Origin of the sequence: Hwanghaeella sp. 1Z406, from assembly GCF_048892425.1 — a bacterium.
Classification (GTDB): Bacteria; Pseudomonadota; Alphaproteobacteria; order UBA8366; family Aestuariispiraceae; genus Pacificispira.
On the sequence record NZ_JBLZHU010000001.1, the window covers coordinates 224,049 to 236,734 of the forward strand.

General features: G+C 56.5%; 11 protein-coding genes. 5 read left to right on the plus strand and 6 right to left on the minus strand.

Annotated features, from left to right (window positions below):
- A complete protein-coding gene (locus ACOSDR_RS01035; protein WP_420730135.1) occupies positions 1 to 1,335 on the minus strand; it encodes a Rieske 2Fe-2S domain-containing protein in 1,335 nt (444 codons plus the stop codon).
- Positions 1,336 to 1,488: 153 nt separating this feature from the next.
- Between ACOSDR_RS01035 and pobA the strand changes: the two genes are divergently transcribed.
- The gene (gene pobA, locus ACOSDR_RS01040) at positions 1,489 to 2,685 is read left to right on the plus strand and encodes a 4-hydroxybenzoate 3-monooxygenase (RefSeq protein ID WP_420730136.1); all 1,197 of its coding nucleotides are present in this window, start codon (positions 1,489 to 1,491) and stop codon (positions 2,683 to 2,685) included.
- Positions 2,686 to 2,701: 16 nt separating this feature from the next.
- Here the strand turns inward: pobA and ACOSDR_RS01045 are convergent, their stop codons facing one another.
- The 5 genes from ACOSDR_RS01045 to ACOSDR_RS01065 form a co-directional block, all read right to left on the minus strand.
- Complete coding sequence (locus ACOSDR_RS01045; protein ID WP_420730137.1) at positions 2,702 to 3,232, minus strand: class I SAM-dependent methyltransferase; 531 nt, start codon at positions 3,230 to 3,232, stop codon at positions 2,702 to 2,704.
- 101 nt (positions 3,233 to 3,333) lie between these two features.
- Entirely contained in the window at positions 3,334 to 4,551 is a 1,218-nt protein-coding gene (locus ACOSDR_RS01050; protein ID WP_420722975.1) for an MFS transporter, read from the minus strand.
- 181 nt (positions 4,552 to 4,732) lie between these two features.
- Positions 4,733 to 5,467: a Bax inhibitor-1 family protein gene (locus ACOSDR_RS01055; RefSeq protein ID WP_420722976.1), complete on the minus strand. Its 735-nt coding sequence runs from the start codon at positions 5,465 to 5,467 to the stop codon at positions 4,733 to 4,735.
- 177 nt (positions 5,468 to 5,644) lie between these two features.
- A complete protein-coding gene (locus ACOSDR_RS01060; RefSeq protein WP_420730138.1) occupies positions 5,645 to 8,164 on the minus strand; it encodes an ABC transporter permease in 2,520 nt (839 codons plus the stop codon).
- A gap of 1 nt (position 8,165) precedes the next feature.
- A complete protein-coding gene (locus ACOSDR_RS01065) occupies positions 8,166 to 8,897 on the minus strand; it encodes an ABC transporter ATP-binding protein (protein ID WP_420730139.1) in 732 nt (243 codons plus the stop codon).
- On the opposite strand from ACOSDR_RS01065, the gene ACOSDR_RS01070 reads away from it, so the two are divergent.
- From ACOSDR_RS01070 to thpR, 4 genes are read left to right on the plus strand one after another with little or no spacing between them, the layout of a single operon-like run.
- The gene (locus tag ACOSDR_RS01070; RefSeq protein ID WP_420730140.1) at positions 8,896 to 9,600 is read left to right on the plus strand and encodes an arylesterase; all 705 of its coding nucleotides are present in this window, start codon (positions 8,896 to 8,898) and stop codon (positions 9,598 to 9,600) included. The genes ACOSDR_RS01065 and ACOSDR_RS01070 overlap by 2 nt on opposite strands.
- Positions 9,597 to 10,745, plus strand: coding sequence for an FIST signal transduction protein (locus ACOSDR_RS01075; protein WP_420730141.1), 1,149 nt, complete (start codon positions 9,597 to 9,599; stop codon positions 10,743 to 10,745). The genes ACOSDR_RS01070 and ACOSDR_RS01075 overlap by 4 nt, the downstream gene beginning before the upstream one ends.
- Positions 10,746 to 10,789: 44 nt before the next feature.
- Positions 10,790 to 11,842: an NADP(H)-dependent aldo-keto reductase gene (locus tag ACOSDR_RS01080; RefSeq protein ID WP_420730142.1), complete on the plus strand. Its 1,053-nt coding sequence runs from the start codon at positions 10,790 to 10,792 to the stop codon at positions 11,840 to 11,842.
- A gap of 45 nt (positions 11,843 to 11,887) precedes the next feature.
- The gene (gene thpR / locus ACOSDR_RS01085; protein WP_420722982.1) at positions 11,888 to 12,448 is read left to right on the plus strand and encodes an RNA 2',3'-cyclic phosphodiesterase; all 561 of its coding nucleotides are present in this window, start codon (positions 11,888 to 11,890) and stop codon (positions 12,446 to 12,448) included.
- The last annotated feature ends 238 nt before the right edge of the window (positions 12,449 to 12,686 follow it).

Sequence of the window (12,686 nt, forward strand, 5' to 3'; positions counted from 1 at the left end):
CTATTCCGCAGCAATACTGTCAGTGCCCAAATACCAGGGAGCAGCCTCGCGCCGTTTTTGCTCGCTGGCAAGCCATGCGCTGCGCCAGGTGTCATGCGGGGCCAATGTATCGATGGCGATTGGCCCCTTGATAGCGCCAGGGCCGCCCGGTGTATCCAGGATTGGCAGCGTTCCTTCACCTTTTGCGACGGTTTTGATCGCCCGCAGCAACAGACGGCGATAGGCGGCGATGGCAACATCGGTCTGGCCCAGATGTTCCTTGGTCCGGTCCTGAATCGGGCCGGGCGATTCGACCGCCCATTGATCATGGACATTAATATCATCGCCCATGCCGGTATAGGTGCGCATTTTCTGTTCTACCGGGTCATAGCCATAACCATTCTGCTTGCCGACCTTCGGGATATAATCCGGCATGATATACAGGGCTTCACGTTGTTGGCGCATTTTGACCTTGTCCACGGTATTCCCGAAACTGGTGAAGATCGCATACCAATAGCAGTTTTCATCATCAATCGGCACATGCCATTGGGTGATGGTCATTTCGTTGGACATCGGGATGGTAATCGCCTGGGGGAAGACCTGATTGGTGACGCGGACATGCATCGCCTGTCCATCCAGATCCCGCAGCGCCATGATCCGCAGGCCGTAATCGGTCGTTTCCACATCAATCTTTGGGCGCGGGAAATCACGCAGAATGCGAGTCATCGGGATATCGGTATCCCCGACATAATCGCGAAATTGTTTCCCATAGGCATCTGCCGGGTCATCGTCTTCCAGATACCGATGCAGGAAGGACGCATGGGCCGGGTCGATCCCCACTTCCAGCGCCTGCAGCCAATTGCTTTCGATCAGGCCTTTAAAGGCAAAGGTGTGGCTGTCGGGTGCGGTGAAGCAATCCAGTTTGGGAAAGGCTGGAGGCTCGCCCGTGCCCAGATAGCCAAACAGGATGCCGTTGCGCACCGCGACCGGATAGGCCGTGGTCTTGATGCGGCTGGCCAGTTGGCTTTCCTCTGGCTCCGCAGGGGTTTCCAGACATTGGCCATCCGTATCAAATTTCCAGCCATGGAAGGGACAGCGAATGCCGCCATCTTCTAACCGCCCATAGCATAAATCTGCCCCGCGATGGGGGCAGTGGCGATCGATCAGCCCATAGGTTCCGTCTTCGTTGCGAAAGGCGACCAGCTTTTCCCCCAACAGAGTGACCGGGCGGACCGGGCGTGGCCCGTCGAATTCATCGACCAGTGCGACTGGCTGCCAATAACGACGCAGCACGGCCCCGGCCTCTGTCCCTGCGCCAATTTCGGTCAGTTTCCGGTTCATCTCTGCATTGATCATCTCATCCTCCAATTTGTTCGAATATCGAACATTTGTTCGATATATAGTATGCCAAAAGAATCTATGGGCGTAAACTGTTTCATTTTCTGGGTTCCTGACCGGGGCAGGCCTAATCTGTCGGAAGGAAACGCGCTATTTCAGGAGACCCTTTTCATGGGCAAATCACGTCGCACGCAGGTTTGCATTGTCGGCAGTGGTCCGGCGGGCCTGCTGTTGTCACAGTTGCTTCACCGACAGGGTATCGAGTCGGTAATACTGGAGCGAAGAGATCGCGCCTATGTCGAAGGCCGCATTCGCGCCGGTGTTCTGGAACAGGGCACGGTTGATTTGCTGCGGGAGGCTGGAGTTGCGGACAGGCTGGACCGGGAAGGGTTGGTTCATGACGGATTTGAAATTGCAGGCAATGGGCGACGCCACCGCATCGCGCTGGATGAATTGACCAATGGCAAGGTTGTCACGGTCTATGGTCAGACAGAGGTCACGAAGGATTTGATCGCAGCCCGCCTGGCGGCTGGGGGGGAGATCGTCTTCGAAGCGGCGGATGTAACGCCGAATGCTTTCGATGGTTCAAAGCCGTTTGTGACGTATTCCCACCAGGGACAAGAACATCGGTTGGACTGCGACTTTATTGCTGGCTGTGATGGCTTTCACGGGGTGTGCCGACAATCCCTGCCACAGAATGCAATCCGCACATTTGAACGGACCTATCCTTTTGCCTGGTTGGGGATATTGGCCAAGGCGGCGCCGGCGGCGGATGAATTGATCTATGCTCACCATGACCGGGGCTTTGCCTTGTGCAGCATGCGTTCGGAATCGATTTCCCGCCATTATGTGCAATGCAGCCCGAATGAGGATCTGTCGAAATGGCCGGATGCCCGTATCTGGGATGAATTGCGCCATCGCATAGGCGATACAGATGGGCACCACATCAATGAAGGTCCCCTATTGGATAAAAGCATCACCCCCATGCGCAGCTTTGTCGCCGAACCGATGCGCCATGGATCGCTGTTTCTGGCTGGGGATGCTGCCCATATCGTGCCGCCCACCGGCGCGAAAGGGCTGAACCTAGCGGTATCAGATATTTATTACCTGTACCGCGCCCTGGTCCAGTTTTATAAACAAAGCATGTCTGATCTGTTGGATCGATATTCTGATCAAGCCCTGGCCCGGGTATGGAAGGCAGAGCGATTCTCCTGGTGGATGACCAGCCTGTTACACAAGTTCCCGAATGAGGCTGGCTATGATCGCGCCTTTGAAAACCGCATGCAGGAGGCGGAAATCGCCTATCTTATGTCTTCGCGCGCGGCCCAGACCGTCGTTGCGGAGAATTATGTGGGCCTGCCCTTTTAGGAGGGGCAGGCGGATTTCAGGCTGCCTTATGAAAGCGCTTGTGCGCCTCTAATGGCCCATCCACCCGGTAGACGTGATATCGATCCGCATCCATTCCTTCGGGCAAAGGAACCTTGGTCGCGCCAGGGAGGGAGAGCGGCTGATCGCTGAGTATCTGTGCACCTTCGGCCAGTAACGGAATGATGGCGGGGCTAAGATGATTCTTTGCGAAATCACGGCTAGCCTGACTGTCGCCGGTTCCCAAATCTGCATGCACCAGCACAGCTCTGGCCCTTAGTGTTTTCTGCGCGCGGTGCAGCCCGTCGATCACATCTCCTAGAAACAAGTGGTCATCCTCTGGAACGCAATCCGGATGGGCCTGAACTTCCCGTTCAAACACATAGATGTCGTGGTTTGGCAGAATATGCCGCAAATGATCGTAGGTCCGGCCATTGCCAAGACCCAGTTCCAGAACAACCCCCTCCAAGGACTGGATGTCTGACGCTGCCTGATCCAATAACCGCCGCTGCGCCTGCAACCGCCGGATAGCCGAGTCTAAACGTGACATGAGAATTCCCATTAAAGTGTGCATCGCACCATAGCGATACAAAACTCATGTAGGGCCAAACCGGCACATTCCAACCCCACCTCACGAGGAGGTGAGGAGTCCTAAGCCCCTGCCGGGGTCAGTTTGCGGTTGTCTTCGATGGGGAGATGGACGATGGCGGCGGCAAAGCCCAGGATCGCGCTGGCGATCCACATGGCGTCATAATTGCCGAACATCTCATAGAATTCCCCCGCCATGACCAAACCAGTGAAGCTGCCAACCTGATGGCTGAAGAAGACGATGCCAAACAGCATGCCGACATTGTTCGGACCGTGCAGCTTGGCAACTGTCATGCTGGTCAGCGGCACAGTGGACAGCCACAACAAACCAATGACGGCACTGAATACCAGCAGCACGGTTTCAGTTACGGGAACGATCAACAGGCCCATCGCGGCCACACCGCGCAAAGCATATATGATCGACAGCGGGTATTTTGGGCGAAATGTGCCGCTGATCTGGCCCGCCGTAATTGTGCCGATGATATTGAACGCACCGATCAGCGCCAGCCCAGCCGTCCCAGCGGCGGCGGATAGGCCACAGACCAGGGCGAAATTCGGTAAATGAACAGCGATGAAGGCCAAATGGAAGCCACAGACAAAGAATCCCGCGATCAAGAGCTGGAAGCTGCGATCAGTCATGGCGCGTCCAAGAACGGCTTTCAGATTTTCACCGGGCTGTGCGGCGATAAAGGCCCGCTGCGTGGCAGTAGGCCTGGTTTCGCGGCGAATGACTAAGGCAAGTGCCGACGCAGCCAGGCAGACAGCCGCCATCGCCAGAAATGCATCAATCAATCCGAAACTTTGCAGAAATAACTGACTGACGGGGGAGAAGACCAATTGTCCAAAGCTGCCCCCCGCCGTTGCGATGCCCAGATACAGACCACGGCGTTTGTCCGACGCCGTGCGCCCGATGGCACCCAACAGAACAGGAAAGCCAACGGCGGCCTGTGCAACGCCCAGGATCAGACCGGCAGACATCCCAAAGACCCAAAAGTTTTCCGCCATTGCAGTCATTGCTAGGCCGCCAGCGTATAGAACTGCACCAAAGAACACGACGGGTGCTGCCCCAAATCGATCTGACAAACGACCGGCAAACGGCTGTGCCGCACCCCACATCAGATTCTGAACCGCCAGGACCAGCGACAATGAGGCGATGGTAAAACCGGTTTCTGCCGGCATGCTGGGCAGGAAAACGCCAAACGAAATTCTCGCGCCAAAGCCAACGGCCAGAATCAGGAAGCCTGCGAATAGAACCAGGGCGGCGTTGCGTTCCGATGTCATATCGATCACTCCAGAATAGATTAGGCGCTCTTCATAGACGTGAAGACGGGCTTCGTCTTGCGAAATCGCTGCAAGAGCTTTTCGCCTGGATATCACGGATCAGCTTTATGGGGCTGTCCAAAAGCAAAACCGCCCGGCAGAGACCTGCCGGGCGGCGTAACATTATTCAGATGATGCGGGATCAGTTCCGCATGATGCTGAGGATGTTCAGGATGTGAATGAACAGCGTAACGAAGCTGCCATACAGCGCCAAGGCACCGAACAGGGCGAACTTGGTCACCTGATCATCACCCAGATTTTCGTGGTACATGTTCTTGATCATCTGGGTTTCATAGGCGGTAACCCCGGCAAAAATAACCACGACAGCAAACGAAATCAGCAGGGCAAAGCCCGTGGAGGCCAGGAACATATTCACGACCATGGCAATCACCAGGCCGATCATCGCCATCATGAAGAATGTTGCGAACCCGCTGAGGTTCTTTTTGGTGGTGTAGCCAAACAGGCTGACACCCGCAAACATGCCAGAGGTGATGAAGAACGCCCGCGCGACATCCATCGACCCTTCGGTTGATTGCAGGAAATAGGCCACCATGGGGGAAATCATCACGCCCCAGAGCGCGCAATAGACCCAGTAGAAGGCGTGTGCAGCCGCAGTGGATTTCATTGAGATAATGCGGTGGGAGAAGAAGCCCATACCAATCAAGGCCGCAAACAGAACCCATTTCATGGGCCCAACGGCGATGGTGACCATGATTTCAGGATTTTGCGCCAATGCGAAGACCAGCACGCCTGTGAAGGCGACGCCCAGCGCCATGTAATTATAGACGCGCAGCATATAGGACCGCAGGCCAGCGTCGATTTCCGCCTGACTGACGCTACCAGTCTGTGATGCATAACGATTCGGATTGAGAGCCATGGCTCATTGCCCCTTTAGTAGTCACCCCCGTGAAACTCTCCAGCCGCGCCCGGTCGTGGCCGGTATGGGGAGGGTGATGCCCATGCCGGTCACCGAAGCGCGATTTTCTTAACTCATATGGACATTCTTATACACTGTTTCAACAGTAAGATGTGCCAAAAATTTCATCTTTTTGGCTTATTCATTTCGCATCAGGGGGGCCGCTTTCTTGCCCAGGGCGGACCATGTTCCGACAAAGCCCATAGACACGGTTGCGATCAGGGCGACCACCACTGTCAGGGCAGCGGCTTCGGGCACAAAGATCCATTCTGCCTGCATCACAAATTCAATCACAACATAGGCTGCGATGCCCCCAACCACACCGGCAATCACCGCTGTCATAAGCCCTAACAGGCCAAATTCCAGCAAATAGGCGATCAGGATATCCCGGCGGGTTGCCCCCAATACCTTCAGCACGACGGATTCATAAATCCGCCGATTGTGCCCTGCGGCCACGGCACCTGCCAGAACCAGAATACCGGCCAGTATGGCGATGCCAGCGATGGCGGTCACAGCCGTCCCCAGGTCTTTCAGAATTTTATCGACGCCTTCCAGGACTTCCTTGACCCGGATGGCTGACACATTGGGGAATTGGTCGGTCAGTTCCTGTTCCAGGGCGACTTCGCGATCCGCAGGCAAATAGGCGGTGGCGATATACATCTGCGGGGCGCTTTCAATTACACCGGGGGAAAAGATCATGACGAAATTGATCCCCAGAGTGGTCCAGTCGATATCCCGAAGGTTTGAGATTTCTGCCTCAATCTCCCGGCCCAGGACATTAACCGTAATTTTATCACCGATCTTGAGATTCAGCAGTTCGGCGGCTTCTGCATCAAAGCTGACCAGGGTCCGGCTGGCATCGGAATAGTCTTCCGGCCACCAGTCACCTTCGACGATTTCGCTTCCTTGGATTGGGGGCGTGCGCGACCATGTGATGCCGCGATCCCCCCTCAAAATCCACGCGACCTCTGACGGGGGTTCAATCTGTTCCACAGGAACCCCGGCTAAGGCGGTTATACGCCCGCGCAGCATGGGGACCGTGTCATATCGATCCAATCCATTGAAATTGTCCAGATCTGTGCGGAAATCATCAATCTGATCCGGCTGAATATCGATGAAATAGAATCCTGGCGCTTCCCCCCGGAAGGTTTCGGAAACCTGTTTGGACAGATTCCCTTCGATCATTGCAACGGCGATCAGGACGGTCAGGCCCAGGCCCAACGAAACGACAACACTGGCTGTCGGCGCGCCGGGTCGATGCAGATTTGCGACCGCCAAAGCGATGCGGATATTGCGCGCGCGTGGCAAACGCCTGGCCAAGGTCATTGCCCCACTGGCTGCGGCGCGAAAGGCCAACAGGGTGCCAACCGCCCCACCACAGAAAGCCAGGGCGACAAGGGGTTGATCTGCGGTCAATACCGCCAAACCAACCAGAGCAATGGCGCAAAGTGACAGGGCTATGGCCATTCTGGGGCCGGGTCGTCCCATTACCGGATTCAGCAGGTCGCGAAACAGCGTCGCGGCGGGCAAGTTGCTTGCCTTTGCCAGCGGACACAATGCGAATACCAATGTTGTCAGCAATCCGAATGCCGCCGCCAGGATCAGGGGGAAGGGGTAAAGACCCATTCGCGCCTCGACCGGCAATCGGTCGGCCAGCAAGGGGATGATCAATGCAGGGCCCGCACCGCCAATAATCAAGCCAGCGATGATGCCAACAATCGCCAATGCGCCGACCTGCAGCATGTAAATGGAAAAGATCGTGCTGCTGGAAGCCCCCAGACATTTCAGCGTCGCGATTGTCGCGGTCCGCTGGTTCAGGAAGGCCCGTACCGCATTGCCGACACCGACGCCGCCGACCAGCAATGCGGTCAGCCCCACCAGCGTCAGGAACAGCCCAACGCGGTCAACGAAACGTTGAATATTGGGCGCGGCATCATCCAGGGCCCGAACGCGCCAGCCAGCCCCTGGGAAGGTAGTGTTCAGTTGCTCCGTCCAGGCGGCGACATCGGTGCCCGGTGCCAGGGCGATGCGATAATGGTATCGGATCAGACTTCCTGGCTGTTCCAATTGAGTCTCTGCCAGGGCAGCGCGCGGAATGAAGACGCGGGGGCCCAGGTCAAACGCCTGTGTTCCTTTATCCGGTTCTGACAGAAAGGTTCCACGCAAATCAAATGTTGCTTCCCCGATTTTCAGTCTATCGCCCTTGGACAGCCCCATGCGCTCAACCAGTTGCGGCGCGGCAATCAGGCCCCATGCCCCATCGCGCTTGTCCAGTTCATTTAGCGAAACGCCGTCTTCCAGCACCAGTTTACCGTATAGGGGATAGGCCTCATCCACGGTTTTCAGTTCGATCAGATGCCGGTCCGTCCCATCGGCGCGAATGGCCATGGCGCGCATTTCCACGACCTGGGAAACCTGTTCTGAATTGGCACGCAGCCATTCCAGTTTGTTCGGGGCGGCGGCGACATGGGTCAGGCGCAGATCGATATCCCCGCCCAATAGAACGCGGCCATCAGCTTTCAGCCCAGCCTCGATAGCGGAAGCCAGGGACCCAACGCCTGCAATGGCGGCAACACCAAGCGCCAGGCAGGCGACAAAGACACGGAACCCTTTCAGGCCGCCGCGCAATTCGCGTCGTGCGATGCGTGCAGAAACCATCTTATTCCGCCGCCTTCAATGCGGCGTCTTTGACCAGACGCCCGTCGCGCATCTCAACGGTTCGGTCACAGGCCTGCGCCAGATCCGCGTCATGGGTGATCAGCATCAGGGTCGTTTTATGATCGCGTGCCAGATTGAACATCAGATCGATGATTTGTTGTCCTGTGTCGGCGTCCAGATTGCCTGTCGGCTCGTCGGCCAGGATCAATTTAGGGCTGCCGATAAAAGCACGCGCCAGGGCGACACGCTGTTGTTCCCCGCCCGATAGCTGGCCAGGATAATGACTCAGCCGGTGTGACAGGCCGACCTGTTCCAAAACCTCAGCGGCACGCTCATAGGCGTCGCGTCGCCCGGCCAGTTCCAGGGGGATTGCGACATTTTCAACCGCTGTCATGGTGGGTACCAAATGGAAGCTTTGAAACACAATTCCCAGATTGTCGCGGCGAAATTCTGCCAGACCATCTTCGCTCAAGCCACGGAAATCCTGGTCGCCAATTCGGACGCTGCCCGAAGTTGCCTGTTCCAACCCGGCCACGATCATCAGCATGGATGTCTTGCCGGACCCCGATGGTCCCACAACACTGACCGTCTCTCCACGCCCAACCGACAAATCAATGCCGCGCAAGATGTTGACCTCGCCCGCTAAAGACCCAAGTGTTAGGTGGACATCGCGCAGATCAATCATCGGCGATACTCCGTTTTGGTTTTCTTCAGTTTCAGCGCGAGATGTCATGAACTCACTTTCTTTCGATGCGATCTATATCAGCGTTTCAAGGCTATATGGCCCGTTGCGCTGCACAATCAATGGATTGCTGGTCGCAATGTCCTTAGTTTTTGGGACATTGGGAATTGGGCACGCCTCAGCGGAAACAACCATTCTGGCGCTGGGCGACAGCCTGACGGCAGGATATGGCCTGTCCAAGGCGGAAAGTTTCCCCAACAAGCTGCAGGCAGCGCTGACCGAGGCGGGCCATGACGCGCGGGTCGTCAATGGGGGCGTATCGGGCGATACCTCGAAAGGCGGGTTGAGCCGTGTTGATTGGCTGTTTGCTGATAAGCCGGACCTGATGATCCTGGAATTGGGCGCTAATGATGGATTACGCGGATTGCCGCCTTCTGAGACCCGGAAAAATCTGGCGGCTATTATCGAAAAAGCTCAGGCAGCCGGAGTTAAGGTTCTCCTGACCGGAATGATGGCACCGCCAAATCTGGGGCGGGAATACAGCGACGAATTCAATGCGGTCTTCCCAGACCTGGCGGCAGAATATGATACTTTGTTTTATCCCTTCTTTCTGGATGGGGTTGCCGCCGATGCCAGCTTGAATCAGGGGGATGGCATGCATCCGACAGGGGCGGGGGTGGACGTGATCGTGACCCGCATTCTGCCCATTGTTGAAAAGGCCCTGTCCGATTTAAGCCAAAAGGGCGCATCGTGACGGCGGGTGCAGACTTCTTATCAGCACAAGGGACCGGACAAACCTGGAAGGAGGCATTGGACTCCCTGTTACCGGCATTGCGGGGGGCGAATTCCGATCACCAGTTGGGCCTGATATACATGACGCCCCACTATGCGACGCATTCCGCAGAAATAGAGGCTGCGCTGGGTCAGGCCACGGGTGTTCCCCATTGGGTGGGAACTGTTGGCTACGGGACGATTGGGACGGATGCGGCGACTGGAGATTTTGCAGAAAATTTCGGCACCCCCAGCCTGTCGGTCATGCTGTGTCCGTTCCAGAATGATGGCTTTCGGGTCTTTTCTGGCCTGCGGGGTGAAAGTGACCGGATCAGCGCGCAATACAGTGATTGGCTGTCTTCTGATGTGCCGCCGGTCGTTCTGGCCCATGGCGATCCTGGGAATGGGTTATTGGGTGGCCTGATGGATGATATCGTCCAGGAGACGGATGGCTTCCTGATCGGGGGATTGAGCGCCGCTCAGGGTCCAGGCTCCCAAATCGCAGATGGCCCGGACGGGCAGGGTCTCAGCGGGGCGTTGCTGTCGCTGGCGCATATCCCGCTGCAAACAGCATTAAGCCAGGGATGCAGCCCGATTGGCCCCGCTCACACTATCACCAATGCTCAGGACCATGTGATTCTGGAATTGAATGGCCGTCCCGCGCTGGAGGTCTTCAAGGAGGATATTGGTGAAATTCTGGCGCGGGATCTTAATCGGTGCGCGGGATACATTTTCGCCGCCTTGCCCGTGGAAGGGTCCGATTTGGGTGATTATACCGTGCGCAATCTGGTGGCCATAGATCCGCATCAAGGGGCCGTGGCAATTGCGGCGCATCTTAATCCGGGCGATCGGGTGATGTTCTGTCGGCGCGATCCAACCACCGCCGTTTCCGATATGCGTCGCATGCTGTCGGAATTGAAATCCCGGACTGGCAAGCAACCCATTCGGGGTGGAGTTTATGTGTCCTGCGCGGCACGTGGTCCCAACCAGTTCAGTGATCCCAGTCAGGAAACACAATTGATTGCGGAGGCCTTAGGGACCTTTCCTATCACGGGCTTTTTCGCTAATGGTGAATTCTGCCGGGATCGCCTTTATGCCTATACGGGCGTGTTAACACTGTTTCTATAACGGGGCGTGTGCCCTGAAATCCATTAAAGGGGACCTGATCTACCATGCGTTACAATAAGCTTGGCCATACTGATTTGGATGTCAGCGTTGTCTGCTTGGGCACAATGACCTGGGGGCAACAGAATACCGAGGCTGAAGGCCATGAACAGATGGATTATGCCCTGGATCAGGGGGTTAACTTCTGGGATACGGCGGAGCTTTATTCAGTTCCGCCCAGCGCAGAGACCTATGGTCGGACCGAAGAAATCATCGGCACCTGGTTTGAAAAGACGGGCCGCCGGTCTGAAGTCATCCTGGCCAGCAAGATCGCCGGTCGCGCCAATCGACTGCCCTGGATGCGCCCGCACTTGCATGACGGGGAAACCCGCCTGGACCGTCAATCGATCCTGGAAGCCTGTGACGCCAGTCTGAAGCGGCTGAAGACCGACTATATCGATGTCTATCAACTGCATTGGCCGGAACGGGAAACCACGACATTCGGCACGATGAATTACACGCATGTGCCGGAAAAAGATGGTGTCGCGCTGGAAGAAACCCTGCGCGCCCTGGAAGAATTGGTTACTGCGGGGAAGGTTCGTCATATCGCCGTTTCCAATGAGACCCCCTGGGGCGTGATGGAATTTCTGCGCATGGCGGAGACGATGAACCTGCCGCGAATCGTTTCCGTGCAGAATGCCTATAATCTGTTGAAACGGGATTATGAATTCGGACTGGCAGAAGTTTCCTGCCGCACCGGGGTCGGGATGCTGGCCTATTCGCCCCTGGCAATGGGCACTTTGTCGGGTAAGTATCTGGACGGTGCCTGGCCGGAAGGGGCGCGCCTGACCCTGTTTGGTAAGTATTTCGGGCGTTACCTTTCGCCTCGCGCCGTCGAAGAAACGGCGAAATATGTGGCCGTTGCGCGCAAACATGGCCTGGATCCGGCCCAGATGGCCAATACGTTTGTAAACACCCGTGAATTCACCACCGCCAACATTATCGGCGCCCGCACGATGGATCAGTTAAAGGCCGCAATCGCCACCGGGGACATGAAATTGTCGGAAGATGTACTTTCCGACATAGAAACCATTCACAAAGCTACGCCAATCGGGTATTAAGGGGGTAGGGGTCGATTTTGGCCCCAGATATAGTGGAGGCGCGCCATGATTAGGCTTTTCGTCGCCCTGCCCATCCCAGACCATATTCGGGATGCGCTGACCGGGTTACAGAACGGGCTCCCTGGGGCTCGTTGGACCGATCCGGATAACTTCCACCTCACTTTGCGGTTTATTGGGGAGATTGATTACGGCGCTGCCGAAGATCTCGCCCATGACCTGATGCGCATTGATGCACCGGCGTTCGACGTCACGCTGGACCAGCTCAACTGGTTCGGCAACAAGCGTCGACCCAGTGCCCTAATCGCCCAGGCCCGCAAGGATGAGGGGCTGATGCATCTGCAAAGGAAGGTCGAATCCGCCGCCGTGCGCTGCGGGTTCAAGCCTGAAAGCCGCAAGTTCCTGCCCCATGTGACGCTGGCCCGCCTGAAAACGACCAGCATCCAGGAGGCGGAACGCTTCGTTGCGGAACGGCGCTTGCCGCTGGATCGCAGCTTCGAGGCGGACCGCTTCGTACTGTATTCCAGCTTCCTGGCCCATACAGGCTCGATCTATACCGAAGAAGCCGACTACTACCTCCGCTGGGCCGCCTACGCCGCTGCGGAATAGCACCCCGGCGCGCCCCGCAAGTTTGTCTCTCGGCGGGCTGATGCGTCTGCATTGTTGGATGCTGGACTATAGTCGCCAGATGCTTGAGCCTTTATCGGGTAGGCTCGCGGGACAACTGATCAAGAAATCTTTTGGAATGCGCAGGGGGACTAGTCCCGCCCTAAGAAAGCGCTCCCAGCCATTTTCGATTTTTTGTTCCTATTTGTTCTTTTTAATTGACAAAAATTATATTTTGTTG

What these genes read in the sequence shown, in the direction of transcription:
- ACOSDR_RS01035 (WP_420730135.1), bottom strand. Translation starts at nt 1,335, where the DNA reads ATGATCAATGCAGAGATGAACCGGAAACTGACCGAAATTGGCGCAGGG.
- pobA (WP_420730136.1), top strand. Translation starts at nt 1,489, where the DNA reads ATGGGCAAATCACGTCGCACGCAGGTTTGCATTGTCGGCAGTGGTCCG.
- ACOSDR_RS01045 (WP_420730137.1), bottom strand. Translation starts at nt 3,232, where the DNA reads ATGTCACGTTTAGACTCGGCTATCCGGCGGTTGCAGGCGCAGCGGCGG.
- ACOSDR_RS01050 (WP_420722975.1), bottom strand. Translation starts at nt 4,551, where the DNA reads ATGACATCGGAACGCAACGCCGCCCTGGTTCTATTCGCAGGCTTCCTG.
- ACOSDR_RS01055 (WP_420722976.1), bottom strand. Translation starts at nt 5,467, where the DNA reads ATGGCTCTCAATCCGAATCGTTATGCATCACAGACTGGTAGCGTCAGT.
- ACOSDR_RS01060 (WP_420730138.1), bottom strand. Translation starts at nt 8,164, where the DNA reads ATGGTTTCTGCACGCATCGCACGACGCGAATTGCGCGGCGGCCTGAAA.
- ACOSDR_RS01070 (WP_420730140.1), top strand. Translation starts at nt 8,896, where the DNA reads ATGAACTCACTTTCTTTCGATGCGATCTATATCAGCGTTTCAAGGCTA.
- ACOSDR_RS01065 (WP_420730139.1), bottom strand. Translation starts at nt 8,897, where the DNA reads ATGACATCTCGCGCTGAAACTGAAGAAAACCAAAACGGAGTATCGCCG.
- ACOSDR_RS01080 (WP_420730142.1), top strand. Translation starts at nt 10,790, where the DNA reads ATGCGTTACAATAAGCTTGGCCATACTGATTTGGATGTCAGCGTTGTC.
- thpR (WP_420722982.1), top strand. Translation starts at nt 11,888, where the DNA reads ATGATTAGGCTTTTCGTCGCCCTGCCCATCCCAGACCATATTCGGGAT.